The organism is Curtobacterium sp. 18060 (assembly GCF_902706105.1).
In the GTDB taxonomy this organism is placed as follows: Bacteria; Actinomycetota; Actinomycetes; order Actinomycetales; family Microbacteriaceae; genus Curtobacterium.
Genome location: NZ_CACSJV010000018.1, coordinates 25325 through 51783, shown reverse-complemented (window position 1 = coordinate 51783; position 26459 = coordinate 25325). Strand labels below are relative to the sequence as shown.

The following is a 26459-nucleotide window of genomic DNA, read 5'->3' as shown; positions in this document are numbered from 1 at the left end:
CGATCCGCGGCGGTACGGCCGGCGCGGGGCGGACGGGAGGCCCGTGGCGGCTCCGGCACGGGCCCGCCGTCTCAGGACTGGTCGCCTGCAGAGCGAACGCGCGCGACGAGGTCGGCCCACGCGCCGTCGAGGCGGCGACCCGGGATCGTCACGGTCGTGCGCTCGACGGTGATCGTCCACGTGAAGTCGTCGGGGACCGGCAGCCCGGCCGTCGCCGTCGCGGGGGTCCGGGGGAGCGCGTCGACGACATCGGACCACGCCGCGGGGTCGGCGCTCGTGTCGGTGTCGACCCGCCAGTGCCGCGTGGTACCGGCGAAGCCCCCGGAACGACGGACCTCGATGCGCATGCTCCCGACCGTACGCCGGTGCGTGGCGCTCGATCGTCTCAGACGAGGACGCCCACCGTCCGCCAGGCGTCCTGCACCGCGGTGTGCTCCGCGGAACCGGCGCCGAACCGGGACCCAGCGGCGTCGATCGTCACGGCGGCGAAGCCAGCGAAGTCGATCGAGGCGGTGACGGCGTCCGAGGTCAGGGCGTCCCACCACACGGCACCGGCGCCCTGCCAGGCGTACCCGCCGATCGCGGTCGCCGCCAGGAAGAACGCTTGGTTCGGGATGCCGGAGTTCGTGTGCACCCCACCGGCGTCGTCGGTCGTCACGACGAAGTCGGCCATCGTCGCGGGCTGCGGGTCCTTGCCGAGCACCGGGTCGTCGTAGGCGGTACCCGGGGCCCGCATCGAGCGCAGGGCATCGCCGTGCACGGCATCGGTGAAGAGCCCCTGGCCGATGAGCCAGCTCGCCTGCTCGGCGGTCTGCCCGGCCGCGTACTGGGCGACGAGTGAGCCGAACACGTCGCTGATCGACTCGTTGAGCGCCCCGGACTGCCCCTGGTAGGTCAGGTCGGCGGTGTACTGCGTGACGCCGTGCGCCAGTTCGTGCCCGATGACGTCGAGCGCGATGGTGAAGCGCCGGAAGACCTCGTCGTCGCCGTCGCCGAACACCATCCGGCTGCCGTCCCAGTAGGCGTTGTCGTAGTCCTGCCCGAAGTGGACCGTGGCGTCGAGGGGGAGTCCGGCACCGTCGATCGACACCCGGCCGAAGACGTCGAGCCAGAAGGCGTGGGTCGCACCGAGGCCCGCGTACGCCTCGTCGACGGCCGCGTCGCCGGTGTCGGGGGCGCCCTCGCTCCGGACCACCGTGCCGGGCAGGGTCGTCGTGCCGCGGGCGTCGGCGATCGTGCGCTGGGGCGACCGGTCGACCGTGCCGCTGACACGGCGCGGGGCGACCAGGTGCTGGTGCTTCGGGCTCTGCACGAGCTCGAGCGACGCCAGTGCGGTGCGCGCGGCAGACGCCGCCCGGGGGAACTCGGCCGCCTGGGCCACGGCGTGGAGCAGGTAGGGCGGGACGACGGAGCGCCGGCTGTCGGTCGGGGTCATGCGCTCATGCAACCACCGGGCACCGACACCCCGGCACCGGCTCAGTCGCGCTTGCGGTTCTCGACCAGGCCGAGCGCGTAGGACTCCCACCACTGCCCGGCGGCCGGTCCACCGTTGCACGTGCCGTCGCTGAGCCCAGGGGTCTTGACCCAGAGCAGGGCGTCGAGCCGGCTCGATCCGCCGGTGACGTGCGGCGCCTGGCCGAGACCCGCACCCTCGGGGTTGCACCACGTCCCGCGCCAGCCCTGACCGTTCCGGGAGACGTCGATGACGAAGTGCGGATCCCCACCGATCGCGTCGGCGAGTTCGTCGGCGTAGGCGCGTTCCTGGTCGACGCGGTAGAAGTTCGACACGTTCGTGAAGAAGCCCTGCACCTCGTCGACGCCCGCCTGCCGCAGCCAGTCGGCCATCGTCGCGGTCGGGACACGGTTCTCGTTGCCGCCGTCGAGGTACACCGTCAGTCCGTGCCCGGTCAGCGCGTCCACGGCCTTGCGGAGCAGCGGGAGTCGGGAGTCGCGGAGGCGCTCGCAGTTCTGGATCTGCGCGATCGCGTCCGGTTCGACGAGCACGACGGCCTTCGAGCCGGCCATCGCGCGGACGGCGGACCGGACCCACGGCAGGTACGCGTCGTCGGTGGTGCCGCCCTTCGAGTAGCTGCCGCAGTCGCGGTCCGGCACGGTGTACAGCACGAACACCGGGGTGGCCCGCTGCTGTTCGGCGTTCCGGACGACGGTGCGGATCGTCGCGCGCGTCTCGGACCGCGAGGTGTTCGTGAGCCAGGTCGCGATCGGCTGGTCGGCGATGCGGGCGATCTGCGCCGCGGTGTCGTCGTGCCCGGCGGCGCGGGCCTGGCGCTCGCGGATGCCCGGCTGGTTCACGTCCGACGGCTGGTGCGCGAGGCCGCCGGGGAACGCCTGCTCCGCGGTCTTCCGCGTCACGACGTCCCGTCCGCTCGCCGTCGGGTCGGCATCCGGGCCGCCGCCGTGCGGCACGACGACCACGAGCGTCGTCACGACCGCCGCGACACCGACGACCGCGGCCGCGATCCACAGCCACTGACGTCGCGCGGACGCACGCTTCCCCTGGTGCTCCGGCATCCGGCGGTCCTCCCTGTTCGCACCCATGCTGACAGGTGCGGGGGAGTCCTGACCAGGACACCGGGGTGTTCGTTCAGGTCGGCCGACGGCTTCTGCCAGGAGCGCTCCAGCGACCCCGCAGGACGGTGTTGCAGAATGCCGGGATGTTCCGTCGACTCCTCCTCCTCGCCGTGACCGCGGCGTACGCCTGGGTGATCTGGCGGATGACGCTGACCCCGCAGGTCTTCACCTCGGCGCAGAACTCGTTCGTGCTGCACGCGATCGCCTGGGTGCAGCAGCTGCCGCACGGCACCTGGTTCACGTACGAGCGCACCGAGTTCCTGGCCAACATCGCGATGTTCGTGCCGGTCGGCATGCTCGCCGCACTCTGGCTGCCGCGGCGCTGGTGGATCCTCGGGGCCCTGGTCGCGGTCGCCCTGTCGACCGGCATCGAGTTCGCGCAGGCCACCTACCTGCCCTACCGCGTCGCCGACCCCCGCGACGTGCTGTCGAACGGCCTCGGCGGACTGCTCGGCGCGACGCTCGTCGGACTCGTCCGCAGTCTGCTGCCGGCGCCCCGTCGTCGTCGCCTGCGCGCCAGGACCGCCTAGGACTCTGGTAGTCTTGCGCGGTTGCCGTCGAACGGCCGCGGACAAAGAGCGCTCGTGCATCAGGCACGGGCACCGCGCAACGGACTGAAAGGGGATCTACGCATGGCACTTGACGCGAAGGTCAAGCAGGAGATCATCGAAGAGTACGCGACCCACCCGGGCGACACCGGTTCCCCCGAGGTCCAGGTCGCCGTTCTGACGCGTCGTATCAACGACCTGAACGAGCACCTCAAGGAGCACAAGCACGACCACCACTCGCGTCGTGGTCTGCTGCTCATGGTCGGTCAGCGTCGCCGTCTCCTCGGTTACCTCTCCGACGTCGACATCGCCCGCTACCGTGCGCTCATCGAGCGCCTCGGCCTGCGCCGCTAGTCGACGCCTCACGGCTTGACTGAACGCCCCGGTCCTCCTCGCGAGGACCGGGGCGTTCTCCGTTCCCGGGAATGGTTGCGTGCTGCGTGCGGTTCGGTACGATGTTCATGCAAACGCATCGAAAGTCGGGAACCACCATGACCACCATCGCCGTCGTCTCCGCCGGACTCTCCGAGCCCAGCTCCACCCGCCTGCTCGCCGACCGCCTGGGCGAGGCCGCCGTCGCCGCGCTCGTCGCCGAGGGCACGCCCGCGCACGTCCTGCACGTCGAGCTCCGTCCGCTCGCGCACGAGATCACCGACGCGATGCTCACCGGCTTCGCGGCGCCCGCGCTGTCCGCCGCCATGGCTGCAGTGGTCGAGGCCGACGCCGTCGTGTTCGTCACGCCGATCTTCACGGCCGGCGTCAGCGGCCTCGCGAAGTCGTTCCTCGACGTCCTCGACAAGGACGCGCTCGCCGACCTGCCCGTCCTGCTCGGCGCCACGGGCGGGACCTCGCGGCACTCGCTCGCCATCGACCACGCCCTGCGTCCGGTCTTCGCGTACCTCCGTGCAGCGGTGGTGCCGACCGGCGTGTTCGCCGCGACCGACGACTGGGGGAGCGACGGCGACGCCGCGGCCCTGGACGGACGCATCCGCCGGGCCGGAGCGGACCTGGCCTGGGCGATCCGGGCCTCCCGGCGGGCCCCGCAGGAAGCCGACGCGCTCCCCGCGACCGCGGACTTCGCGAGCCTGCTCGGTGGCCTCGGGCACTGACCCGAACCGCTGACCCCGCGGCCCGCTCTTAGGCGGACCACAGGGTTCGTGGGGTCGGAGTGCGGCCGGCTGGCGGCTCGCTCATCGGTGGGCTCGGGAGCCTCGTCATGACGACGAGGAGGACCGATGGACACCAGAGGCAACGGCAAGCGATCCGCACGGGTCACGAGTGCGCTCGTGAGCCTGGGCGGACTCGCGGTCGCGACGGTCACGGGTGCGGGGCTGTGGTTCGGGCACGAGCAGGCCAGCACGACGACGACCGACACGTCCACGAGCACGAGCACCACGACGGACTCCGGTTCGGGTACCGGGACGTCGGGCGACGCCACCACCGACTCCGGGTCCTCGTCCTCCTCGTCGTCGAACGACACGTCGACCGACTCGTCGAACGACACGTCGACCGACAGCGGCACGAGCAGCAGCGACACCGGCGTCTCGCAGGGCACCACCGGCGGTTCGTCCGACACGACGACGACGGGATCGTGACCGTGCGCGCCGCCGCCGAGTGGGACCTCTGGACCACCACCGCCCGGGTCGTCCTCGACCACCGCGACCGCCGCCACCTCGCCGCCGCCGAGTCCTGCGTCCGCGAGGTCACGGCCGCCGTCGACGCCGCGTGCAGCCGGTTCCGCGCCGACTCCGAGCTCCTGTCCCGCGCTGACGACCTGGTGCGCGGCACCGAGGTCTCGCCGTTGCTGGCGACGCTCGTGCACCAGGCCGTCGACGCCGCACGGCTGTCCGACGGGGACGTCGACCCGACGCTCGGCCGACGGATGGTGTCCCTCGGGTACGACGCCGCGTTCGCCGACGCGCCACCGGTCCCGTCACCCGACGCCGTGGCCCGATCGCTCGACGACCGCCCGGCGTGGCAGCGGATCCTGCTGTCCGGCACGTTCCTGCGGGTCCCCGAGGGCGTCACGCTCGACCTCGGTGCCACGGCGAAGGCCGCCGCCGCGGACATGGCGGCCGCGAGCATCACCGCGCGGCTCGGCATCGGCGCCCTCGTCTCGCTCGGCGGGGACGTCGCCACGGCCGGCCCGGACCCCTCCGGCGGCTGGCAGGTGCGCGTGCAGGACCTGGCGGACGACCCCGTCGACCACGTCCGCATCGCCTCCGGGTGGTCCGTCGCGACCTCGAGCACGCAGAAGCGCCGCTGGGAGCAGGACGGGACCGCGCGGCACCACATCCTCGATCCCCGGTGGGGCCTGCCCGCCGACCCGGTGTGGCGGTCGGTGACGGTCGTCGCCCCCTCGTGCACCACCGCCAACACGATGACCACCGCCGCCGTCGTCCGGGGGCACGGCGCCGTGGAGTGGCTCCGGCAGAGCGGCCGTGCGGCCCGGCTCGTCGCGGCCGACGGCTCCGTGCTGCGGCTCGGAGGCTGGCCGGAGGACCAGGCTGCCGACGGTGCCGTCACCGTCACCTTCGACGGGGCGGACGCCGCCTGATGGACACCGCGCTCTGGGTGATCGGCCGCGGCACGGGCGTCGCCGCCGTCGTGCTCCTGACCCTGACGGTCCTGCTCGGCATCGTGACCCGCGGCGGACGACCGCTCCCCGGCCTGCCGCGGTTCGGCGTGCAGCTCGTGCACCGGGACGTCGCCCTCGCGTCCACCGTGTTCGTGGCTGTGCACGTGGTGACGCTGCTGCTCGACACTGAGGCCGAACTGCGCCTGCTGGACGCCGTCGTGCCGTTCGTCGGTGCGTACCGCTGGTTCTGGCTCGGGCTCGGCACCCTGGCGGTCGACCTGCTCGTGGTGCTCGTCGTCACGGGGATGCTCCGCCGGGTGATCGGACCGCGGGTGTTCCGCGCCGTGCACTGGTCCGCCTACGCCATGTGGCCGATCGCGATGGCGCACGCGATCGGCACCGGGACCGACGGCACCTCCGCCTGGTTCCTGGTGGTCGCCGGGGTCTGCGCCGCCGCGGTCCTCGGCGCCGTGGCCTGGCGCTGCACGGCCGGCGTCACCGCGTTCCGTCCGACCCCGAAGGAGGCCCTCCGATGACCCTGACCCACCCGCTCACCGTGCCACCACCGACCGGCACGCAGCGACTCCTCGCCGCCCCCGGCCCCGGGCTCGACGCCCACCACGGCACGCACGGGCCGCTGCCGCACGTGGGACCCGGGATCATCGACGAGATCGGTCTCGCCGGGGTCGACGGCCGCGGCGGAGCCGGGTTCCCGCTCGCCCGCAAGCTCGACGCCGTGGCGGGCCGGACCCGGCGCGGCAGCCGCGGTGCCCCCATCGTCATCGCCAACGGCGCCGAGGGGGAACCCGCAAGCCGCAAGGACGCCGTCCTGCTCGAACGCGCACCGCACCTGGTGCTCGACGGCATCGTCGTCGCGGCGCTCGCGATCGGTGCGACCGAGGCCGTGGTCGCGACGAGCGCGCGGCTCGCCGACCGGGTCCGGCAGGCACTCGCTGAACGCACCGACGGCCGGCGCGGCACCGGCACCGACCCGGTCGCCATCGAGGTCCGTGCTCTGCCCCACACCACCTTCGTCGCCGGGCAGGCCACGGCGCTCGCCTCGGCCGTCGCCGGAGGACGCGGCCTTCCGGAGGACCGCGTCGTGCGGCTCGCCGACCGTGGCCCGAGCGGTCGGCCGACCCTCGTGTCGAACGTCGAGACCCTCGCCCAGGCAGCACTCGTCGCACGGTACGGGGCGGCGTGGGCGCGGAGCGTCGGCAGCGCGAGTGCTCCCGGCACCCGTCTCGTGACGGTCAGCGACGTGACCGACCCGGGCGGTGCCGTGGTGCTGGAGACCGCCGGGGGTGCGCCGCTCGGGCAGCTGCTGGGGGCCTCCCGGCTACCGGCGGCCGACCCTCGACGGACGCGAGCCGTCCTGCTCGGCGGGTGGGGCGGCACCTGGGTGCCGGCCGCAGCGCTCGACGCGGCCTTCGACGTCGACGGGCTCGCACCGTGGGGTGCGGCGCCCGGGGCGGGCGTGCTGGCCGTGCTCGACGACCGGACCTGCCCGGTCGGGGTCACCGCAGGCCTCGCCGCGGCGCTCGCCGGGGCGTCCGCCGGCCGCTGCGGGCCGTGCGTGAACGGGTTGCCGCGGATCGCCGACGTGGTCGCCGACCTGGCCTCCGGGCGTCGGGCGGGCGACCTGGCCGGCGAGGTCCGGCGGGTCGCTGCCCTGGTCGACGGGCGCGGGGCCTGCCACCACCCGGACGGCGTCGCGCGGATGGTGCGGAGCGCCCTCGACGTGTTCCACGACGACGTGCAGGCGCACCTGCGGGGCGCGTGCCTGGTCGGGGGACGACGGTGAGCGGCGCACCGGGCGGTGCAACCGTCGCCGGTCCCGTCGTGCTGCACGTCGACTGGACCCGCTGCCGGGGACGCGGCCTGTGCACCGAACTGTTCGCCGAGCGGCTGGCGCGCGACGAGTGGGGCTACCCGATCGCGCGGGACGGCGGCGGCACCCGCGACGTGCCGGTGCGGCCGGACGAACGCGCCGCCGCTGCGGACGCGGTGGCGATGTGCCCGCTGCAGGCGTTGCGGCTGGTGGAGCGGTGAGCGGGGACGCGCCGAGCAGTCGTGCTCAGTACCAGTGCGGGTTGACGCTCATCTCGTGGCCCCACGCACCGCACGGCGACCCGTAGGCGCTCTTGATGTAGGCGAGTCCCCAGTTGATCTGCGTGTTCGCGTTCGTCCGCCAGTCCGCCCCGGCCGCCGACATCTTGTCAGCGGGCAGGGACTGCGGGATGCCGTAGGCGCCGCTCGAGGCGTTCAACGCGTTCGCCCGCCAGCCGGACTCCTGCGTCCACAGCGACACCAGGCACGAGAACTGGTCGTCGCCCCACCCGTACGAGCCCAGGGCGCTCCGCGCGTAGGCCTGCGCGGCCGCGGGGTCCACCACGACACCGCCGGTGCTCGGGTAGCTCGTGCCCGTACCGCCGCCGGCGTTGGTGCTCCCGCCGCTGCCGGTGTCGGCGCTCGCCGAGGCTGCTGCCGCCGCCTGTGCCGCGGCCGCCGCCGCACGCTTGCGCTGCTGTTCGGCCTTCTGCGCCGCGACCTTCTGCCCGAGCTCGTACCCGGCGGCCTGCTTCGCGGTGGTGTCCCGGAGCGACGCGAGCTGCGCGTAGAGCTCGTCGCTGTGCTGCTCGGTCGACTCGACCGCGGCGTTCGCCACGGCCTCGGCGGACTTCGCCGCCGCGGACCGTTCCTCGGCCGCCTGCGCACGCGTCGCGCGTTCGGTCTCGGCGCGTTCGGCCTGTTCGTGCAGTGACGATGCCGTTCCGGCCGCGACGGACGCCTCGTCCATCACCCCGGACCACGTGGACGACAGCTGGTCGAGCGCGCCCAGCTGGTAGAGCAGCTGGTCGGGGTTCCCCGCGGTCGCGATCCGGGTGGTCATCTGGTTCGTGCTGCCGTCGCGGTACAGGTTCGCCGCCAGCTGCCCGGCGCGTGTCTGCGCGCGCTCGGCCGTCTCGGACGCGCGGTGCGCCTGGGCCTGGAGGCTCGTGGCGGCCTGGGTGGCCTCCGCCAGCTCCGCCTCGGCCGCGTCCGCCTTCGACGAGGCCGTCAGCGCGGCCTGCGACTTCACTGCCGCCTCGTCCTGCGCCGACTGCAGCGCGGCCTGCACCTTGGTGACCTCGGCGCGCTTGGCGGTCTCGTTCCCCTTGGCCTGCTGCACGTCCTGCCAGGTCGGGTACTCCGTCGCGGACGCCGGGACAGCGGTGAGGACCGGGGCGACGAGCGCGCCGACGACCACGGCGGCCGCGACGAGCACGCCCCGCGAGGGGGTGAGACGCATGGCAGCAGGTTACCGAGGCTCGCCCGGCCGTCAGCGAGCCGCGCCGCCGATTCCCTGTGGACTGGTAAAGTCCATCGTGTCCGAGGACCGTTTCCCCGGATGTTCGACACAACACTGCGCAGGCCGGGCACGGAGCTGGTCATCGGTGGTGGCTCGCGGGCCGGAACGGTTTCCCGAGTGCTTCTACTGCTGGCCAGACATGCGTCCGGAACGATCGGCGCGCACGCACCATCGAGTGCCGTCGCCACGGCCTGCCGAACACACATCAAGGAGGCACCCTTTTGGAGGGTCCCGAGATCAAGTTCGCCGAAGCCGTCATCGACAACGGCAAGTACGGCAAGCGCACCGTCCGGTTCGAGACCGGTCGGCTCGCACAGCAGGCGCAGGGCGCGGTCGCCGCGTACCTCGACGAGGAAACGATGCTCCTCTCGGCCACCAGCGCCGGCAAGCACCCGCGTGAAGGATTCGACTTCTTCCCGCTGACCGTCGACGTCGAGGAGCGCTCCTACGCCGCCGGCAAGATCCCCGGTTCGTTCTTCCGCCGCGAAGGCCGCCCGTCGACCGAGGCCATCCTGGTCTGCCGACTCATCGACCGGCCGCTGCGCCCGTCGTTCGTCGACGGCCTGCGCAACGAGGTCCAGATCGTCATCACCGTCCTGAGCATCGCTCCGGACGAGTTCTACGACGCGCTGGCCATCAACGCCGCGTCCGCGTCGACGCAGATCTCCGGTCTGCCGTTCTCCGGCCCGATCGCCGGTGTGCGCCTCGCGCTGATCGGCGAACAGTGGGTCGCGTTCCCGAAGGCATCGCAGCTCGCCGACGCCGTCTTCGACCTCACGGTCGCCGGCCGTGTCGTCACCGACGAGGCGGGCAACGAGGACGTCGCCATCATGATGGTCGAAGCCGAGGCCACCGAGCACAGCTGGGAGCTCATCCAGGGCGGCGCCACCAAGCCCGACGAGGCCGTCGTCGCGCAGGGTCTCGAGGCGGCCAAGCCGTTCCTCAAGTCCCTCGTCGACGCCCAGGCGAAGCTCGCCGCGCAGTCCGCCAAGGAGATCCAGGACTACCCGGTCTTCCCGCCGTACGCGCCCGAGGTCTACTCGGCCGTCGAGGCCATCGCGCTCTCCGAGCTCGGTGACGTCTACAAGATCGCCGCCAAGACCGAGCGCCAGGACGCCGACGACGCACTCAAGTCGCGCGTCAAGGAGGCCATCGCGTCGAAGGTGTCGGCGGGCGAACTGCCCGACGTCGCCAACTCGCAGGTCAGTGCCGCCTACAAGTCGGTCACGAAGAAGGTCGTCCGCGGCCGCATCCTGACCGAGCAGGTCCGCATGGACGGTCGCGGCCTCGCCGACATCCGTCCGCTGGACGCCGAGGTCGCCGTGATCCCGCGCGTCCACGGTTCGGCGATCTTCCAGCGCGGCGAGACGCAGATCCTCGGCGTCACCACGCTGAACATGCTCAAGATGGAGCAGCAGATCGACTCGCTGTCGCCCGTCACGAAGAAGCGCTACCTGCACCACTACAACTTCCCGCCCTACTCGACCGGTGAGACCGGCCGTGTGGGTTCGCCGAAGCGTCGCGAGATCGGGCACGGCTTCCTCGCCGAGCGCGCCCTCGTGCCGGTGCTGCCGACGCGTGAAGAGTTCCCGTACGCCATCCGTCAGGTCTCCGAGGCGCTCAGCTCCAACGGCTCGACCTCGATGGGTTCCGTCTGCGCCTCGACCCTCTCGCTGCTCAACGCCGGTGTGCCCCTCAAGGCCCCGGTCGCCGGCATCGCGATGGGCCTGGTTTCCGACACCGTCGACGGTCAGACCCGCTACGCGGCGCTGACCGACATCCTCGGTGCGGAGGACGCCCTCGGCGACATGGACTTCAAGGTCGCCGGTACCTCGGAGTTCGTCACCGCGATCCAGCTCGACACCAAGCTCGACGGCATCCCGTCGACGGTGCTCGACGCAGCGCTGAAGCAGGCCAAGGAGGCCCGCTCGGCCATCCTCGGTGTGCTGAACGAGGCGATCGACGCCCCCGACGAGATGGCGGACACCGCTCCTCGCGTCATCTCGGTGCAGATCCCCGTCGACAAGATCGGCGAGCTGATCGGCCCGAAGGGCAAGACGATCAACGGCATCCAGGACGAGACCGGTGCCGACATCTCGATCGAGGACAACGGCACCGTCTACATCGGTGCCGTCGACGGACCGTCGGCCGAGGCCGCTCGTGCGTCGGTCAACGCGATCGCGAACCCGACCAACCCGGAGATCGGGGACCAGTTCCTCGGCACCGTCGTGAAGATCGCCACGTTCGGCGCCTTCGTGTCGCTGCTCCCGGGCCGTGACGGCCTGCTCCACGTCTCCGAGGTGCGCAAGCTCGCCGGTGGCAAGCGTGTGGAGAACGTCGAGGACGTTCTGGGCGTCGGCCAGAAGGTCCTGGTCGAGGTCACCAAGGTGGACGACCGCGGCAAGCTGTCGCTCGCGCCGGTCGTCGCCGAGGAGTCGGACACCGACTCCAGCGGTGCCCGCGAGGAGTCGACGGACGCCACCGTCTGATCTACCCCTGGCGCCCGAACGGCCGTCGTCCCTTCCGGGGCGGCGGCCGTTCGTCGTTGCGGGGTCGTCCTACGCGGCGGGGGTCTCCTGCGTGCCGACGAGCTGCGCGCGACCGAGCAGGTGCTCGCGCAGCACGAACCCGACGACCGCGGGGGTCGCGTCGGCCGGCGCCTCGAGCAGCGGCACGTCGAGGGCGCTCAGCGTGAAGAAGTAGCGGTGCACGCCGTGGCCCGCGGGCGGAGCGGCGCCGAGGAAGGTGTCGGTGCCGAACTCGTTGCGGCGGCGGAGTGCCTCGGCCGGCAGCAGGGCGTCGTCGGTGCCGGCGCCGGCGGGCAGCGAGGTCGCCGAGCCCGGGATGTCGGTCAGGCTCCAGTGCCAGAAGCCCGAACCGGTCGGGGCGTCGGGGTCGTACACGGTGAGCACGAAGCTCTTCGTGCCCTCGGGAGCGCCGGACCACTCGAGTGCGGGAGAGCGGTCCTCGCCTCCCGCGTCGGTGCCGCGCGCCGAGGTCGGCAGCTCGCCGCCGTCGGTGAAGTCGGGGCTGGTCAGGGTGAACGAGGGGACCTCGGGGAGGTTCCAGTTGGGGTCGTTGGCCATGTGCCCAGCCAACACCCGCAGCCTCGGCGGCCGCCCGACGCGGCCGCCCGGTGCGGCCGCCCGTTCGGTCGCCCTGTCCGAACTCCGCCGAATGACCGGGAACGCTGGAAGCGCCCCCTGTTCGGGGGTATCTTCGCCGCACGATCGACCATCCCGCCGATCGCGGCTCGACCGACCCGTTTCCCTGCAGCGTCGGTGGGGTCCCGTGCTGCCAGCACGACATGAGGACAACGATGTTCGACAAGCGTTTCATCCACCACGCCATCGATCGCAGCGCCGAGAACGCGCTCGACCGACGACGGTTCTTCGCAGCCGCCGGCGTCGCCGGCGCCTCAGCCGGCATCGCCGCGCTCGGCTCGTCGGTGCTCACCACCGACCGCGCCGCCGCCACCCCGGAAGAGGACGGTGCCGTCTCCGACGCCGCAATCCTCAACTTCGCCCTGAACCTCGAGTACCTCGAGGCCGAGTTCTACCTGCGTGCCGTGTTCGGCGCGGGCCTCGCCGACAGCATGATCACCGGCATCGACCCGCAGGGGCCGGTGATCGGTGGCAAGAAGGTGCCGTTCAAGACCGCGGCCATCCGCGGCATCGCCACGGAGATCGCGAACGACGAGCGCGCGCACGTGGCGTTCCTCCGATCCGCCCTCGGCGGTGCGACGGTCTCACGTCCGAAGATCGACCTCGTGTCGAGCTTCACCGCGGCGGCGCGCGCTGCGGGTGTGGTCGGCCCGACCGGCACCTTCGACCCGTTCGCCAGCGAGGAGAACTTCCTGCTCGGTGCGTACATCTTCGAGGACGTCGGGGTCACCGCCTACAAGGGGGCCGCGCCGCTCATCACCAGCAAGACGTACCTCAGTGCCGCGGCGGGCATCCTCGCCGTCGAGGCCTACCACGCCGGGATCATCCGGTCGAAGCTCTCGGACAAGGGGCTGCAGGTGCCGGCGAACAAGATCTCCGACGCCCGTGACTCGCTCGACGGTCCGACCGACGACGACCAGGGTGTGACGACCCGGTCGGGAGCGGTGAACCTCGTGCCGACGGACTCGAACTCGCTCGCCTACGGCCGCACCGCGGAGCGTGTCCTGAACGTGGTGTTCCTGAACCCGAACCAGATCGACAAGGGCGGGTTCTTCCCGGACGGCGTCAACGGGTCGATCGTCTCGAGCGGCAACCCCGGGAGCTCCACCGGACCGGCCTGATCCGCGCGACGCGACCGGTCGCGGTGAGCGCGACCACGGTGCGGACGGGAGGCACGGTGCCAGCTGGCACCGTGCCTCCCGTCCGCGCCGTGGTCGCGAAAGCGACGGATGTCCGTCACGTCGGCGGATCCGTGCCGCGAGGGCGACAGTGTGCCGCGAACGGTTCGCGGCACACTGTCGCTTTCGCGGCACCCGGGAGGGCCCCGACGGCAGACGGGCCGCAGCCGAGCGGGGCCCCGACGGCAGCCGGGCGTCAGGCGGCGAGGACGCGGTCGACGACGCGACCGAGCGCTGCCGTCGCCGCGATGGCGTCACCGGCGTAGGCGCCGGCCATCGCACCGTCGCGCGCGAGCATGAGCTCGTCGGCACCGTCGCCCGGCAGCTGGTGGCCGGACTCCTGCAGCAGGGTGGCGAGCCGGTCGGTGTACCAGTCGCGGTGGGTGGCGACCACCTCGCGCACGGGGTCGCGGGGGTCGTGGTACTCGGCGGCGGCGTTGAGGAACGCGCACCCGCGGAAGTCGGGGTGGTTGACCTCGTCCGCCAGGGCAGCGACCCACGCGCGGACCGCTGCGGCGGAGGAGCCGGCGTCGGTGACGAGCTGTTCCAGGCGTTCCTGCACCCGCTCGTGCTGCGTGCGGATGTAGGCGAGGATCAGGTTGTCCTTCGACCCGTAGTGCTTGTAGAACGTCGCCTTCGTCACGCTCGCCTCGGAGATGAGGCGGTCGACGCCGACGCTGTGGATGCCCTCTTCGTAGAAGAGTCGCGTGGCCGTCTCGAGGATGCGGACCTTCGCGCCGCCGGAGCGGGGAGTCGGGGGGACGCTCGACCCGTCCGGCGACGCGAGGTTCGTGCTCGGACCAGGGAGACGCTGGACGGCCGGTTGGGGGGAATCGACCGTCACAGCGTGGCTCCTTGGTTCATCGGCTCCGCGACCGAGTGGGGGGACTCGTGGCCGCGAGGACTGATGTCCCGAGCCGCCGGATCGGAACTTAGGGGGGCTTTCGATCCGGCGTGAACGACTGTACCACAAGGAGGACAGACAGACGAGTCGGTCTGTCCGCAATTTCTGTACCCCTCTTCGAGTGACAGTCCGTGGGCCTGTGGAAACTGGGCGGTGGGCTCCGGAGCATCAGTAGGCTCGTCTGCGATGAACCAGCCAGTGCCACTGCCGCTCGGGGCCCCGGACACGTCCTTCCTGACGTCCGGAGGAGCCTTCGTCCGCCGCACCGTGCTGCCGTCGGGTGTCCGTGTGCTGACCGAAGCCGTGCCCGGTGCCGCTTCGACGAGCATCGGGTTCTGGGTCGGCGTCGGTTCGCGCGACGAACGCGACGGCCAGTTCGGATCGACCCACTTCCTCGAGCACCTGCTGTTCAAGGGCACCGAGACCCGGTCGGCGCTCGACATCGCGATCGCGTTCGACTCGGTCGGCGGCGAGCACAACGCCGCGACGGCCAAGGAGTACACCTGCTACTACGCACGGGTGCGGGACGCCGACGTCCCGATGGCCGTGCAGGTCATCGGTGACATGGTGACCGGCTCGGTGCTCGACCCCGAGGCGTTCGCCGTCGAGCGCGGTGTCATCCTCGAAGAACTCGCGATGGCCGCCGACGACCCGGCCGACGTCGCGGGCGAAGCGTTCTTCGCCGCGGCCTTCGGCGGACACGCGCTCGGCCGCCCGATCGGCGGGACCCCGGACAGCATCCGCGCGGTCCAGCGGGACGAGGTCCTGGCCCACTACCGCGAGCACTACGCACCGAACGGCATCGTCGTGACCGCCGCCGGCGCCGTCGACCACGACCGGTTCTGCGACGCCGTCGCCGCGGTGTTCCACGACGCTCCGCACGCCGAGCCGCTCGCGCGCCGGACGCCGCAGACCGTCGCCGACCCCATCGAGCCCAAGCTGTCGGTGGTCCACCGTCCGACGGAGCAGGTCAGCATGCTGCGCGGCTCGCAGGGACTCGACCTGCGCGACGACCGCCGGCCGTCCCTCAGCGTCCTGAACGCCGTGCTCGGCGGGGGCATGAGCTCCCGGCTCTTCCAAGAGGTCCGCGAGCGACGCGGCCTCGCCTACGCGGTGTCGTCCTTCGCGCCCGCCTACCTCGACAACGGCGCCTTCGGCGTCTACGCGGGCTGTGCGCCCGACAACGTCCCCGGGGTCATCGAGATCATCGACGCCGAGTTCCGCCGCATGGTGGACGACGGCATCACCGACGACGAGCTCCGCCGTGCCAAGGGCCAGATCGAGGGCGCCCTGACGCTCTCGCTCGAGGACTCCGACGCCCGGATGACCCGCCTCGGCCGGTCCGAGCTCGGCACCGGGGAGTACACCGACCTGTCGACCGCACTGGAGCGTGTCGACCGGGTCACCACCGACGGCGTGCTCGAACTCGCCCGCGACCTCCTGACCCGCCCGACGATCACGTCGGTGGTCGGGGCGGTGCAGCAGGACGAGCTCGCCGCAGCGATCGGGATGGGCAGCTGAGCACGGACATGTCGCACTACCTGTACCTCGTCCGGCACGGCGAACACCAGGACGCCGAGCACGGCCTCCGCGACGGCAAGCTGTCGGAACGCGGCAAGCGCCAGGCCATGCTCGTCGCCGACCGTCTCGGCGGGCTGCCGTTCGACGGCGTGTACCACTCGCCGTTGGAGGCCCCCAGCGAGACCGCCGCGTTCCTGGCGCAGCGACTGCCGTCGATCCAGCCCGAACCGTCGACGCTGCTCTTCGACTGCGTCCCCTCCGGCCCGACCCCGGACATGCCGCACGCCTACCAGGGCTGGTACGGCGGCGTCACGGAAGAGGAGATCATCGCCGGCCAGGCGCAGATGGGCGACGCGGTCTCCGAGTGGTTCACCCCGGCGCGCGAGGACCGGCACGACCTGCTCATCACCCACAACGCCGTGATCGGCTGGTTCGTGCGCGAGGCGTTCCAGGCACCCGAGTGGCGCTGGATGGGCACGAACGTCGCGCACACCGCGCTCACGATCATCCGGATCCGTTCCGCGAAACCGGCCGAGGTGGTCGCCCTGAACGACCTGGCCCACCTGCCGGTGGAGCTCCGCACCGGGCTGCCGGTCGACCAGCCCGTCTAGCGGGAGACCGGCTTGCGGAACCAGGTGGTCGCGTTCGGATTGTCGTTGAACGGCGCGACACGCTCGTAACCCCGGCTGCGGTACATCGCGCCCGCCGCGACGAGCGAGTCGTTCGTGTCCAGCACGATGCTCGTCGCCCCCAGCGCGGCGCCTTCCCGTTCGAGCGCGTCCATCAGCGCCGTGGCCACGCCCTTGCCCCGTCCCGCCGGGGTGACGAAGACGTGCTTGACCTCGAACCGGACGTCCGTGGTGGTCGCGTCGGGGTCGTCCGCGATCCGCCGAAGGCCGCCGCAGCCGACCGCGACCCCGCCGTCGTACGCCACCGCGAAGACCCCGTTCGGCGGCGTGAACTCCGCCGCCGGGGTGCGGTTCCGCGAGTACGCGCCCTGCGCACTGGGGAACGTCGCCTCGCGCTCGTCGAGGTACGCGTCGAGCAGGACGTCGACCTCGGGCAGATCGGCCGGCACGGTCCTGACCTCGACTGACATGCGTCGATCCTAGGATGGACCGCATGGTCACTCCCGTCGCCGTCGTCGGCGCCACCGGTCGTCTCGGGGGCCTCGTGGCCTCCGTCGTCGAGGAACTCCCGGAGTTCGAGCTCGTCGCCCGCCTGTCGTCGAAGGACGGTGCCCACGAAGCACCGCCGTCGGTGTTCGGCGGTGCCGCGCTCGTCGTGGACGTGACGGTGCCGGCGCTCAGCCCCGCGATCGTCGAGAACGCGCTGTCGAGCGGGGCGAACGTCCTCGTCGGCACGTCCGGGTGGTCCGCCGACCGTCTCGCGAAGCTCCGTACCGCCCTGCAGGAGCGTCCCGACCAGGGCGTCCTCGTGGTGCCGAACTTCTCGATCGGGTCGGTGCTCGGCACCCACCTGGCCACCATCGCTGCGCCGTGGTTCCCCTCGGTCGAGATCGTCGAGACGCACCACGCCGGCAAGATCGACTCGCCGTCCGGCACCGCGGTGCGCACCGCCGAGCTCATCGCCGAGGCCCGTCGCGACGTCGGCCCGGTCGAGGCTCCGCACGTCGACCAGCGCGCCCGCGGCCAGCAGGTGGCGAGCGTGCCGATCCACTCGCTCCGGCTGCCCGGGGTGAAGGCCGTGCAGGACGTCCTGCTCAGCGGTCCCGGCGAGACCCTGACGATCCGGCACGACACCAACGACGACGTCGCCTACGTCGCCGGGATCCGGGCGGCGTTGTCCGCCCTCGGATCCGCCCGCGGGCTCACCGTGGGCCTCGGCAGCGTCCTCGGCATCGGCTGACCCGGTGGGACGTGCAGCGCGTGCCGGTCGCGCGATCCGGTCGCCGTTCTGGGGAGCAGCGCTGATGACCCTGCTGTTGGCGCTCTACATCGTGCTCGTCGGGCAGCGGGCCGTTGCGTTCATCGCCACCGGCATCCCGATCGGGATCGGCATCGGCGTCGCCCTGTTCGTCGTCGCCGCGATCGGGGCGCTGTTGCTCGTGCTCGAGTTCCGCTTCGGCATCCGGATCACCCGGCTCGGCTCCCGGCTCGAGGCCGAGGGCGGTGCACCGGAGGACGTCGTGCCCGTGCGTCCGTCCGGGCGTCCGACGCGCGAGGCCGCTGACGAGCTCTTCCCGCAGTACAAGGCCGCCGTCGAGCAGGACCCGGCGGACTGGCGCGCCTGGTACCGGCTCGGGGTGGTCTACGACGCCGCGGGGGACCGCAAGCGCGCTCGAGCCGCGATGCGCACGGCCCTGTCGCGATCGAGCGCCTGAGACCTGGTCAGAGGACCGCGTCGACGGCGTCCACGGCACGCGTGTACCGGAACGTGTAGCCGGACTCGAGCAGCTTCGTCGGCACCATCCGCTGACTCGACAGCAGCATCTCGTCGGCGGCGTCCTGCAGCGCGAGGCGCAGCGCGAACTCCGGGATCCGGAACAGGTACGGCCGGTGCAGGTCCTCGGCGACGCGCTTCGTGATGCGGTCGGCGACGACGGCTTCCGGCCCGGAGAGGTTCACCGGTCCGCTGACACCGGACGCCGACGGGCTCGTCGCCAGGTGCACGATCGCCCCGACCTCGTCCTCGAGTGCGATCCACGGCCAGTGCTGCCCGCCGGTGCCGAGGCGACCGCCGAGCCCTGCCCGGGTGAGCGGGATGAGGGGTGCGAGCGCGCCGCCGCCCTCGCCGATCACGATGCCCGTGCGCAGGGTCACCACGCGGACGCCGTCCGGGGCAGCGTTCGCCGCGGATTCCCACGCGGTGCAGACCTCGGGGAGGAACCCGGTGCCGGGGGCCGCGTCGTCCTGCAGGACGTCCGCCGGGCGGTCGCCGTACACGCCGGACGCCGATCCGGACAGGAACAGCGCCGGGGGAGTGCTGGCGTGCCGCATGGCCTCGACCAGGGTGTCGGTCGCGTCGACGCGGGAGCGCCGGATCTCCTCGCGGTACTTCGCGGTCCAGGGCAGCTTGCCGATGTTCGCCCCCGCCAGGTTGATCACCACGTCGGCACCGTCGACGATGGCCGGGTCGAGCGGCCGGCGACCCGGAGCCCAGCGGAACTCGGTGGCCGTGTGCGGCTCGCGCCGGACGAGCGTGGTCACGTGGTGGCCCGCCTCGCGCAGCGCGCGGACGAGCGGGGTGCCGATGAAACCGGACGCGCCGGCGATCAGGATCGAGAGGGGCTCTGCCGCCGTGTCTGCCATGCCGGCAACGCTACTCACGCCGACGTAGGCTTCTGTGTGTGAGCGACAGCGAGACCGTGCAGCCCGACCCCACCGTGCCGACCCCGTACGAGGACCTGCTCCGCCGGGTCCTGACCGAGGGCACGCCGAAGGGTGACCGCACCGGCACCGGGACCCGCAGCCTGTTCGGCGCGCAGCTCCGCTACGACCTGTCGAAGGGCTTCCCGCTCGTGACCACGAAGCGCGTGCACTTCAAGTCGATCGCGTACGAGCTGCTCTGGTTCCTGCGCGGCGACGGCAACGCCACCTGGCTGCAGGAGCACGGTGTCCGGATCTGGAACGAGTGGGCGGACGAAGACGGCGACCTCGGGCCCGTCTACGGCGTGCAGTGGCGCTCGTGGCCGACCCCGTCCGGCGAGCACGTCGACCAGATCGCCCAGGTCATCGACCAGATCCGCACGAACCCGGACAGCCGCCGGCTCATCGTCTCGGCGTGGAACGTCGCCGAGATCCCGGACATGGCGCTCGCCCCGTGCCACGCGTTCTTCCAGTTCTACGTCAACGACGGCAAGCTCTCGTGCCAGCTCTACCAGCGCAGCGCCGACATGTTCCTCGGCGTCCCGTTCAACATCGCGTCCTACGCCCTGCTCACCCACATGATCGCCGCGCAGACCGGGCTCGAGGTCGGCGACTTCGTCTGGACCGGCGGCGACTGCCACGTCTACGACAACCACGTCGAGCAGGTCGAGGAGCAGCTGTCCCGCACGGCGTACGCCCTGCCGACGCTCGAGCTCGCGCCGCGCGACTCGATCGACGACTACGAGTACGAGGACTTCACCGTCGTCGGCTACCACCACCACCCGGCGATCAAGGGCGCGGTCGCCGTCTGATGATCGGCATGGTCTGGGCCCGGTCGACCGACGGGGTCATCGGGGCCGACGGCGGCATGCCCTGGCACGTGCCCGAGGACCTCGCGCACTTCAAGCAGGTCACCGGCGACGCCACGGTGCTCATGGGTCGTCGCACCTGGGAGTCCCTGCCGGAGCGCTTCCGCCCGTTGCCCGGTCGGCGCAACGTGGTGCTCACCCGCGACGCGTCCTGGACCGCCGACGGCGCCGAGGTCGAGCACGACCTCCGCGCCGCGCTCGACTGTGCCGACGGTGCCGCCAGCCCCGTCTGGGTCATCGGCGGCGGCCAGGTCTACGCCGCGGCGCTGGACCGTGCCGACCGGGTGTCCGAGACCGTCATCGACGTCGATGTGCCCGGCGACACCGTCGCACCGACGCTCGGCGAGTCGGCCGGCTGGACGCTCACCGACGAGGGCCCCTGGCAGGTGTCCCGCACCGGGACCCGTTACCGCTTCCTCGAGTGGCGCCGGAGCAGCGCCTGAGCGTGCGGGCGCCGCGTCGGTGTGCGCCGCGCGCCCCCGTGCGGGCGCCGCGCCCCGAAGAGTCGGGGCGCGAAGACCGCAGCGGGGCGCAGCTGGCGCGGAACCAGGTTCCGGACACCGCCGGGCGCGCGCGACACCGGGCGCGAGCGGCAGGACGGACGCGATCCGGGCCTCCCGTCCGCGCCGCAGGCAGGCGACCGTCCACCCGGACGGCGGCCATCGCGCCCATCCCCGGTACGCTGGTGCCCGTGTCCCCGCGTGAGAATCCCTTCGGTCAGGTCCTCGTCGCCCTCGTGACCCCGTTCACGGCCGACGGTGAGGTCGACTGGCCCGGCGTCGAGCAGCACATCGACGACTGCATCACCGCCGGCGCCGACGGCATCGTCGTCACCGGCACGACCGGCGAGACGAGCACCCTGACCGACCCCGAGAAGCTCCGTCTGGTCGAGGTCGGCAAGTCCGTCGCCGCGGGCCGCGCGAAGATCATCACGGGTGGCGGGTCGAACGAGACCGCGCACGCGATCCACCTGTACAAGCAGAGCGAGAAGGCCGGCGCGGACGGCGTGATGATCGTCACGCCGTACTACAACAAGCCGACCCAGTCGGGTGTGCTCACCCACTTCCGGATGATCGCCGACGCCACCGACCTGCCGGTGATCCTGTACGACATCCCGGGGCGCACCGGCATCCCGATCACGTACGAGACGATCGTGCGGGCGTCGCACCACCCGAACATCCTCGCCGTGAAGGACGCCAAGGGCGACTTCGCCGAGGTGTCCCGCGTGCTCAACAACACCGACCTCATGTACTTCTCGGGCGACGACACCAACGTGCTCCCGCACCTGTCGATCGGCGCGACGGGCCTGATCGGCGTCACCGCGAACATCACGAGCACGCCCTACCGCACCATCATCGACGCCGTGAACCGCGGCGACCTGGCGACCGCCACCGCCGAGCACAAGCGCGTCGAGCCACTCGTCCGCGCCGTGATGACCCACGTGCCCGGCACCGTCGCGGCGAAGTACATCCTGCACGGGCTCGGCCGCATCGGCAGCCCGCGCGTCCGTCTGCCGCTCGTCGGTCCCGAGGACTCCGAGGCGTACGCCATCGAGACCTCGCTCGAAGCCGTGCGCGACGTGCCCGGCGCCGACTTCTCGAACTTCCGCCCCGACCGCAACGCTGCGGCCGGCGGCGCACTGCCAAAGGTGCCAGGCACCACCCGCTAGCGAACACCGCGGCGCGCTCCTCGCGCGTCGCCTGAATCCGTAGGACCGAATGCCCACACAAGTCTCCACACCGCAGCCGCTCGAACCCGGCACCCTCCGCGTCATCCCCATCGGGGGACTCGGCGAGATCGGTCGCAACATGACCGTCTACGAGTACGAGGGCAAGCTGCTCATCGTCGACGCCGGCGTGCTCTTCCCCGAGGAGCACCAGCCCGGGGTCGACCTGATCCTGCCGGACTTCGCGCCGATCCGTGACCGTCTCGACGACGTCCTCGGTGTCGTGCTCACGCACGGCCACGAGGACCACATCGGCGCCGTCCCGTACCTGCTGAAGCTCCGCGACGACATCCCGCTGATCGGCTCCACGCTGACCCTCGCGCTCGTCGAGGCGAAGCTCAAGGAACACCGGATCAAGCCGTACACGCTCGTCGTGGCCGAGGACCAGACCGAGCAGCTCGGCCCGTTCCACCTCGAGTTCGTGGCCGTGAACCACTCCATCCCGGACGCCCTCGCCGTGGCGATCACGACCCCCGCCGGTCGTGTCCTGCACACGGGTGACTTCAAGATGGACCAGCTCCCGCTGGACGACCGCATCACCGACCTCCGTGCGTTCGCCCGTCTGGGCGAGTCCGGCGTCGACCTGTTCCTGCCGGACTCCACGAACGCCGACGTGCCGGGCTTCACCGCGCCCGAGCGCGACATCGGCCCGGTGCTCGAGAACATCATCACGCGCGCCCGCAAGAAGGTCGTCGTGGCGAGCTTCTCGTCGCACGTGCACCGTGTGCAGCAGGTCCTCGACGCAGCCGCGGCCGCGAACCGCAAGGTCGCGTTCATGGGGCGCTCGATGATCCGCAACATGACCATCGCCGCCGACCTCGGCTACCTCCGCGTGCCCGAGAACGTCCTCATCGACACCAAGAAGGCGAAGAACGTCCCCGACGACCAGATCGTCTACATGTCGACTGGGTCGCAGGGCGAGCCGATGGCCGTGCTCGCGCGCATGGCGAACCTCGAGCACCAGATCGAGATCGGCGAGGGCGACACCGTCATCCTCGCCTCGTCGCTGATCCCGGGCAACGAGAACGCCGTGTACCGCGTCATCGACGGGCTGACGAAGCTCGGCGCGAAGGTCGTGCACAAGGGCAACGCCAAGGTGCACGTCTCCGGACACGCCTCGGCCGGCGAACTGCTCTACTGCTACAACATCCTGCGTCCGCGCAACGTCCTGCCCGTGCACGGCGAACACCGCCACCTGTACGCGAACGCCGACCTGGCGATCCAGACGGGTGTGCCGCCGCGCAACGTGATCCTCGGGCAGGACGGCATCGTCGTCGACCTGAAGGACGGCGTCGCGACGGTCGCCGGGCAGCTCGACATCGGCTACGTGTACGTCGACGGCTCGACCGTGGGCGAGATCACCGACGCCGACCTCAAGGACCGCCGCGTGCTGTCCGAAGAGGGCTTCATCTCGGTCTTCGCCGCGGTGGACTTCACCACCGGCCAGTGCGTCATCGGCCCGGAGATCCAGTCGCGCGGCTTCGCCGAGGACGACTCCGTGTTCGACGACGTCCGTCCCCAGATCGCCAAGGCGATCGCCGAGGCGGCCGCCAACGGCACGCGCGACTCGCACGCGTTCGCGCAGGTCGTCCGCCGTACGGTCGGCCGCTGGGTCAACACCAAGCACCGTCGTCGTCCGATGATCGTCCCGGTGGTCATCGAGGCGTAGCGCGTCAGTCGCGTCAGTCGCGTTCATCGCGGTCGACCGGGAGGCCCGTCCAGCGTCCGTCACGGATGCTGCGGCGGGCCTCCCTTGGTTTGTCCTGAGTGGGGATTAGGGTTCTGCCCATGGCCGGAGGCACCAAGTCGACCACGCGCTCGCGCGCGTCCACGTCGTCCCGTGGGAACGGGACGCGCGGTTCGTCGCGCACCCAGGCCACGACGAAGAAGCTGCCGCAGGCGGCACCGACACCGGTGTTCCGCGAGCAGAACCCGCTCGTGACGTTCTGGCTCGCGATGGCGCACGGCGTCGGCGCGATGTTCCGACTGCTCGGCAAGGAGTCCCTCGAGAAGGACCAGCGGCGTGACGGGTTCCCGTTCCTGCTGTTCGTGCTGGCCATCGCCGGCGCGGTCGTCGAGTGGCTCAACCCGACGAACGGCGTGTCGGTCGCCCTCGACGCGTACACGTTCGGCGGGCTGTTCGGTCGGTTGGCGTTCGCCCTGCCGGTGATCATGATCGTGTTCGCCGGATGGCTGTTCCGGCACCCGGCCTCGGTGCACGACAACACCCGGATCGGCATCGGCCTCGGGATCCTGCTCGTCGCGATCGCCTCGCTCTGCCACGTCTTCGGCGGGCAGCCGAGCGCAGCGGACGGCATGCCCACCCTGGCGGCGGCCGGCGGTGTGCTCGGCTGGGTCGTGATCGGCTGGCTCGTCACGATCGCGACCGCCTGGGTCGCGGTCCCGGTGGCGATCGTGCTGCTCGTCCTCTCGCTCTTCATCATCACCAAGACGCCGCCGAACAAGGTCGGGCGTCGGCTCCACGAGCTGTACGCGTTCCTGTTCGGCGCGCCGGCCCCGGCCGCCGAGCCCGAGGTCGAAGCGGCAGCTGCGGCACCCGCCACCCGCACCAAGACGGCCAAGCGCGGCAAGAAGGGCGACACCGACTTCCAGCTGTTCGACGACCTCGGCTTCGGCGACGAGCAGGCTGCTGCCGACGGTGACGCCGGCGGCGACAACGTGCCGTGGTGGCGGCGGAACAAGTCCGGGCGCGAAGAGGACCCGGCGTACGACAGCCCCGTGCTGCCCCCGGCCACCGGTGTCGCACCGACGGCCCCGCCCGCCGCGGCGGCTGCACCCGCTGCCCCGGTGGTCAACCCCAACGCGGGCGCTGCGGCCGGTCTCGTGGACCTGACACCGGCCGAACCCGCCTCGGTCAACCTCAACGACTCCGTCGAACAGGACCTGCAGGTCGCCGAGCAGGCCCTGCGGGACTTCGGCACCGACGTCCCCGCGCGTCCGGAGCCGACCGCGGCGATCCGCCCCGCGGTGCCCGACGTGGTCGCGGCCCCCCTCGTCGAGGACCCCGTCGTCGACGAGCCCGAGGAACTCTCCGCGGCGGCGACCGACGACGACCCATCGAAGCCGTACCGCCTGCCGGCCGCCACCACCCTGAGCTCCGGCACCCCCTCGGTCGCTCGCAGCCAGGCGAACGACGACATCGTCGCCGCCATCACCGGCGTGCTGACGGAGTTCAAGGTCGACGCGAAGGTCACCGGGTTCTCCCGCGGTCCGACGGTCACCCGCTACGAGATCGAGCTCGGCCCGGGTGTCAAGGTCGAGCGCGTCACGGCGCTGTCGAAGAACCTGTCGTACGCGGTGGCCTCCAACGAGGTCCGGATCCTCTCGCCGATCCCGGGCAAGAGCGCCATCGGTGTCGAGATCCCGAACTCCGACCGCGAGATCGTGTCCCTCGGCGACGTGCTGCGCTCGAACGCGGCGCGGAAGTCGAAGCACCCGATGACGATCGGCGTCGGCAAGGACGTCGAGGGTGGCTTCGTCGTCGCGAACCTGGCGAAGATGCCGCACCTGCTCGTCGCCGGTTCGACCGGTTCCGGCAAGTCGGTCTTCATCAACTCGATGATCACGTCGCTGCTCATGCGGGCGAAACCGTCCGAGGTCCGCATGGTCCTGGTCGACCCGAAGCGCGTCGAGCTCTCGATCTACGCGGGTGTCCCGCACCTCATCACGCCCATCATCACGAACCCGAAGAAGGCGGCCGAAGCGCTGCAGTGGGTCGTGAAGGAGATGGACATGCGGTACGACGACCTGGCGTCGTTCGGGTTCCGCCACGTCGACGACTTCAACAAGGCGATCGAGAACAACGAGATCGTCCTGCCCGCCGGCAGCGAGCGGAAGCTCAAGCCGTACCCGTACCTGCTCGTCGTCGTCGACGAGCTCGCGGACCTCATGCTCGTCGCCCCGCGCGACGTCGAGGAGTCGATCGTCCGCATCACCCAGCTCGCCCGTGCCGCCGGCATCCACCTGGTGCTCGCGACGCAGCGCCCGTCGGTGGACGTCATCACCGGCCTGATCAAGGCGAACGTGCCGTCCCGCATCGCCTTCGCGGTGACGAGCGTCACGGACTCCCGTGTCATCCTCGACCAGCCCGGCGCGGACAAGCTCATCGGCCAGGGCGACGCGCTCTTCCTGCCGATGGGATCGTCGAAGTCCCTGCGCGTGCAGGGAGCGTGGGTGCAGGAGGGCGAGGTCGCCGAGGTCGTCCAGCACGTCACCCGCCAGGCCCAGCCCGAGTACCGCCAGGACGTCCAGGCCGTGGTCGAGCGCAAGGAGATCGACGCCGACATCGGCGACGACCTCGAACTGCTGCTCGCGGCGGTCGAACAGGTCGTCTCGACGCAGTTCGGCTCGACCTCGATGCTGCAGCGCAAGCTCCGGGTCGGCTTCGCCAAGGCCGGTCGCCTGATGGACCTGATGGAGTCCCGCGACATCGTCGGTCCGTCCGAGGGGTCGAAGGCCCGCGACGTGCTCGTCACCACCGACCAGCTGCCCGCGGTGCTCGCGAAGCTCCGCGGCGAGGAGCCGCCGGCTGCTCCGGCGCCCGTGGCCCCCGTGCCCGGCCCCAGTGACGACGGCGACCGCTACGGCGCCGACCCCGTGGGCGACATGACCCGCGGGTACGATGAAGTGCACGACGAGCCCGATGAGGACGCGTGGGGACTGACGGGCAGGGAGTGA

Annotated in this window: 27 protein-coding genes; 19 read left to right on the top strand and 8 right to left on the bottom strand. The window is 71.7% G+C overall.

The features are described from left to right. Positions 1–71: 71 nt before the first annotated feature. Genes GVL05_RS10600 through GVL05_RS10590 form a run of 3 tightly spaced genes read right to left on the bottom strand, consistent with a single transcriptional unit; the run spans position 72 to position 2532 of the window. Positions 72–347, bottom strand: a complete 276-nt coding sequence (locus tag GVL05_RS10600; RefSeq protein ID WP_159573122.1) for a protealysin inhibitor emfourin — start codon at positions 345–347, stop codon at positions 72–74. 38 nt (positions 348–385) lie between these two features. Continuing rightward, positions 386–1435 carry a M4 family metallopeptidase gene (locus GVL05_RS10595; RefSeq protein WP_159573121.1) on the bottom strand — a complete coding sequence of 350 codons (1050 nt, stop codon included), beginning with the start codon at positions 1433–1435 and terminating at the stop codon, positions 386–388. A gap of 41 nt (positions 1436–1476) precedes the next feature. Beyond that, the gene (locus GVL05_RS10590; RefSeq protein ID WP_159573120.1) at positions 1477–2532 is read right to left on the bottom strand and encodes a glycoside hydrolase family 6 protein; all 1056 of its coding nucleotides are present in this window, start codon (positions 2530–2532) and stop codon (positions 1477–1479) included. 143 nt (positions 2533–2675) lie between these two features. Here GVL05_RS10590 and GVL05_RS10585 point away from each other — a divergent pair, with 143 nt between their 5' ends. The 8 genes from GVL05_RS10585 to GVL05_RS10555 all read left to right on the top strand — a co-directional run bounded on the left by GVL05_RS10585 (position 2676) and on the right by GVL05_RS10555 (position 7770). Beyond that, positions 2676–3122 (top strand): VanZ family protein, encoded by a 447-nt coding sequence (locus GVL05_RS10585; protein WP_123293926.1) that lies wholly within the window; start codon positions 2676–2678, stop codon positions 3120–3122. 102 nt (positions 3123–3224) lie between these two features. Further along, positions 3225–3494 (top strand): 30S ribosomal protein S15, encoded by a 270-nt coding sequence (gene rpsO, locus GVL05_RS10580; protein WP_070416523.1) that lies wholly within the window; start codon positions 3225–3227, stop codon positions 3492–3494. Positions 3495–3631: 137 nt separating this feature from the next. Further along, positions 3632–4249, top strand: a complete 618-nt coding sequence (locus tag GVL05_RS10575) for a CE1759 family FMN reductase (protein WP_123938818.1) — start codon at positions 3632–3634, stop codon at positions 4247–4249. 126 nt (positions 4250–4375) lie between these two features. After that, the gene (locus GVL05_RS19995; RefSeq protein ID WP_133939020.1) at positions 4376–4735 is read left to right on the top strand and encodes a hypothetical protein; all 360 of its coding nucleotides are present in this window, start codon (positions 4376–4378) and stop codon (positions 4733–4735) included. Next, the gene (locus GVL05_RS10570; RefSeq protein ID WP_200849200.1) at positions 4732–5697 is read left to right on the top strand and encodes an FAD:protein FMN transferase; all 966 of its coding nucleotides are present in this window, start codon (positions 4732–4734) and stop codon (positions 5695–5697) included. The genes GVL05_RS19995 and GVL05_RS10570 overlap by 4 nt, the downstream gene beginning before the upstream one ends. After that, the gene (locus tag GVL05_RS10565) at positions 5697–6254 is read left to right on the top strand and encodes a ferric reductase-like transmembrane domain-containing protein (RefSeq protein ID WP_159573118.1); all 558 of its coding nucleotides are present in this window, start codon (positions 5697–5699) and stop codon (positions 6252–6254) included. The genes GVL05_RS10570 and GVL05_RS10565 overlap by 1 nt, the downstream gene beginning before the upstream one ends. Beyond that, entirely contained in the window at positions 6251–7522 is a 1272-nt protein-coding gene (locus GVL05_RS10560; protein ID WP_159573117.1) for an NADH-ubiquinone oxidoreductase-F iron-sulfur binding region domain-containing protein, read from the top strand. Before GVL05_RS10565 ends, GVL05_RS10560 begins: the two co-directional genes overlap by 4 nt. Before the next feature lie 38 nt (positions 7523–7560). After that, positions 7561–7770, top strand: coding sequence for a ferredoxin (locus tag GVL05_RS10555; protein WP_159573116.1), 210 nt, complete (start codon positions 7561–7563; stop codon positions 7768–7770). Between the two features lie 25 nt (positions 7771–7795). On the opposite strand, the gene GVL05_RS10550 is transcribed toward GVL05_RS10555, so the two are convergent. Beyond that, positions 7796–9010 carry a hypothetical protein gene (locus GVL05_RS10550; protein ID WP_159573115.1) on the bottom strand — a complete coding sequence of 405 codons (1215 nt, stop codon included), beginning with the start codon at positions 9008–9010 and terminating at the stop codon, positions 7796–7798. A gap of 281 nt (positions 9011–9291) precedes the next feature. On the opposite strand from GVL05_RS10550, the gene GVL05_RS10545 reads away from it, so the two are divergent. Then, entirely contained in the window at positions 9292–11559 is a 2268-nt protein-coding gene (locus GVL05_RS10545; protein WP_123938813.1) for a polyribonucleotide nucleotidyltransferase, read from the top strand. A 69-nt stretch (positions 11560–11628) separates the two neighbouring features. Here the strand turns inward: GVL05_RS10545 and GVL05_RS10540 are convergent, their stop codons facing one another. Next, positions 11629–12156 (bottom strand): YbhB/YbcL family Raf kinase inhibitor-like protein, encoded by a 528-nt coding sequence (locus GVL05_RS10540; protein WP_123313522.1) that lies wholly within the window; start codon positions 12154–12156, stop codon positions 11629–11631. Between the two features lie 233 nt (positions 12157–12389). Between GVL05_RS10540 and GVL05_RS10535 the strand changes: the two genes are divergently transcribed. Continuing rightward, the gene (locus tag GVL05_RS10535) at positions 12390–13355 is read left to right on the top strand and encodes a ferritin-like domain-containing protein (protein WP_159573114.1); all 966 of its coding nucleotides are present in this window, start codon (positions 12390–12392) and stop codon (positions 13353–13355) included. A gap of 253 nt (positions 13356–13608) precedes the next feature. On the opposite strand, the gene GVL05_RS10530 is transcribed toward GVL05_RS10535, so the two are convergent. Beyond that, positions 13609–14256: a TetR/AcrR family transcriptional regulator gene (locus tag GVL05_RS10530; RefSeq protein ID WP_159573113.1), complete on the bottom strand. Its 648-nt coding sequence runs from the start codon at positions 14254–14256 to the stop codon at positions 13609–13611. 246 nt (positions 14257–14502) lie between these two features. On the opposite strand from GVL05_RS10530, the gene GVL05_RS10525 reads away from it, so the two are divergent. After that, positions 14503–15837, top strand: a complete 1335-nt coding sequence (locus GVL05_RS10525) for a pitrilysin family protein (RefSeq protein ID WP_123293916.1) — start codon at positions 14503–14505, stop codon at positions 15835–15837. A gap of 8 nt (positions 15838–15845) precedes the next feature. Beyond that, on the top strand, positions 15846–16448 hold the full coding sequence (locus GVL05_RS10520; protein WP_111084585.1) for a histidine phosphatase family protein: 603 nt from the start codon (positions 15846–15848) through the stop codon (positions 16446–16448). Here GVL05_RS10520 and GVL05_RS10515 read toward each other — a convergent pair. Beyond that, positions 16445–16936, bottom strand: coding sequence for a GNAT family N-acetyltransferase (locus GVL05_RS10515; protein ID WP_159573112.1), 492 nt, complete (start codon positions 16934–16936; stop codon positions 16445–16447). The genes GVL05_RS10520 and GVL05_RS10515 overlap by 4 nt on opposite strands. Before the next feature lie 23 nt (positions 16937–16959). On the opposite strand from GVL05_RS10515, the gene GVL05_RS10510 reads away from it, so the two are divergent. Beyond that, a complete protein-coding gene (locus tag GVL05_RS10510) occupies positions 16960–17706 on the top strand; it encodes a 4-hydroxy-tetrahydrodipicolinate reductase (protein WP_228505012.1) in 747 nt (248 codons plus the stop codon). Between the two features lie 64 nt (positions 17707–17770). Further along, positions 17771–18181 (top strand): tetratricopeptide repeat protein, encoded by a 411-nt coding sequence (locus GVL05_RS10505; RefSeq protein ID WP_123938809.1) that lies wholly within the window; start codon positions 17771–17773, stop codon positions 18179–18181. Between the two features lie 7 nt (positions 18182–18188). Here GVL05_RS10505 and GVL05_RS10500 read toward each other — a convergent pair whose 3' ends face one another. After that, complete coding sequence (locus tag GVL05_RS10500) at positions 18189–19109, bottom strand: TIGR01777 family oxidoreductase (RefSeq protein ID WP_159573111.1); 921 nt, start codon at positions 19107–19109, stop codon at positions 18189–18191. Between the two features lie 38 nt (positions 19110–19147). Here GVL05_RS10500 and GVL05_RS10495 point away from each other — a divergent pair, with 38 nt between their 5' ends. From GVL05_RS10495 to GVL05_RS10475, 5 genes are all read left to right on the top strand, one after another. Beyond that, entirely contained in the window at positions 19148–19978 is an 831-nt protein-coding gene (locus GVL05_RS10495) for a thymidylate synthase (RefSeq protein ID WP_159573110.1), read from the top strand. Continuing rightward, positions 19978–20478, top strand: coding sequence for a dihydrofolate reductase (locus tag GVL05_RS10490; protein ID WP_200849199.1), 501 nt, complete (start codon positions 19978–19980; stop codon positions 20476–20478). The genes GVL05_RS10495 and GVL05_RS10490 overlap by 1 nt, the downstream gene beginning before the upstream one ends. A gap of 248 nt (positions 20479–20726) precedes the next feature. Beyond that, on the top strand, positions 20727–21704 hold the full coding sequence (dapA, locus tag GVL05_RS10485) for a 4-hydroxy-tetrahydrodipicolinate synthase (protein WP_111084638.1): 978 nt from the start codon (positions 20727–20729) through the stop codon (positions 21702–21704). Positions 21705–21753: 49 nt separating this feature from the next. Further along, entirely contained in the window at positions 21754–23430 is a 1677-nt protein-coding gene (locus GVL05_RS10480; RefSeq protein ID WP_159573109.1) for a ribonuclease J, read from the top strand. 119 nt (positions 23431–23549) lie between these two features. Further along, positions 23550–26459: a DNA translocase FtsK gene (locus GVL05_RS10475; RefSeq protein ID WP_159573108.1), complete on the top strand. Its 2910-nt coding sequence runs from the start codon at positions 23550–23552 to the stop codon at positions 26457–26459.

Coding starts and splice junctions, on each gene's coding strand:
- GVL05_RS10600 (WP_159573122.1), bottom strand. CDS start 347: ATGCGCATCGAGGTCCGTCGTTCCGGGGGCTTCGCCGGTACCACGCGG.
- GVL05_RS10595 (WP_159573121.1), bottom strand. CDS start 1,435: ATGACCCCGACCGACAGCCGGCGCTCCGTCGTCCCGCCCTACCTGCTC.
- GVL05_RS10590 (WP_159573120.1), bottom strand. CDS start 2,532: ATGCCGGAGCACCAGGGGAAGCGTGCGTCCGCGCGACGTCAGTGGCTG.
- GVL05_RS10585 (WP_123293926.1), top strand. CDS start 2,676: ATGTTCCGTCGACTCCTCCTCCTCGCCGTGACCGCGGCGTACGCCTGG.
- rpsO (WP_070416523.1), top strand. CDS start 3,225: ATGGCACTTGACGCGAAGGTCAAGCAGGAGATCATCGAAGAGTACGCG.
- GVL05_RS10575 (WP_123938818.1), top strand. CDS start 3,632: ATGACCACCATCGCCGTCGTCTCCGCCGGACTCTCCGAGCCCAGCTCC.
- GVL05_RS19995 (WP_133939020.1), top strand. CDS start 4,376: ATGGACACCAGAGGCAACGGCAAGCGATCCGCACGGGTCACGAGTGCG.
- GVL05_RS10565 (WP_159573118.1), top strand. CDS start 5,697: ATGGACACCGCGCTCTGGGTGATCGGCCGCGGCACGGGCGTCGCCGCC.
- GVL05_RS10560 (WP_159573117.1), top strand. CDS start 6,251: ATGACCCTGACCCACCCGCTCACCGTGCCACCACCGACCGGCACGCAG.
- GVL05_RS10550 (WP_159573115.1), bottom strand. CDS start 9,010: ATGCGTCTCACCCCCTCGCGGGGCGTGCTCGTCGCGGCCGCCGTGGTC.
- GVL05_RS10540 (WP_123313522.1), bottom strand. CDS start 12,156: ATGGCCAACGACCCCAACTGGAACCTCCCCGAGGTCCCCTCGTTCACC.
- GVL05_RS10535 (WP_159573114.1), top strand. CDS start 12,390: ATGTTCGACAAGCGTTTCATCCACCACGCCATCGATCGCAGCGCCGAG.
- GVL05_RS10525 (WP_123293916.1), top strand. CDS start 14,503: ATGAACCAGCCAGTGCCACTGCCGCTCGGGGCCCCGGACACGTCCTTC.
- GVL05_RS10520 (WP_111084585.1), top strand. CDS start 15,846: ATGTCGCACTACCTGTACCTCGTCCGGCACGGCGAACACCAGGACGCC.
- GVL05_RS10515 (WP_159573112.1), bottom strand. CDS start 16,936: ATGTCAGTCGAGGTCAGGACCGTGCCGGCCGATCTGCCCGAGGTCGAC.
- GVL05_RS10510 (WP_228505012.1), top strand. CDS start 16,960: ATGGTCACTCCCGTCGCCGTCGTCGGCGCCACCGGTCGTCTCGGGGGC.
- GVL05_RS10505 (WP_123938809.1), top strand. CDS start 17,771: ATGACCCTGCTGTTGGCGCTCTACATCGTGCTCGTCGGGCAGCGGGCC.
- GVL05_RS10500 (WP_159573111.1), bottom strand. CDS start 19,109: ATGGCAGACACGGCGGCAGAGCCCCTCTCGATCCTGATCGCCGGCGCG.
- GVL05_RS10490 (WP_200849199.1), top strand. CDS start 19,978: ATGATCGGCATGGTCTGGGCCCGGTCGACCGACGGGGTCATCGGGGCC.
- GVL05_RS10480 (WP_159573109.1), top strand. CDS start 21,754: ATGCCCACACAAGTCTCCACACCGCAGCCGCTCGAACCCGGCACCCTC.
- GVL05_RS10475 (WP_159573108.1), top strand. CDS start 23,550: ATGGCCGGAGGCACCAAGTCGACCACGCGCTCGCGCGCGTCCACGTCG.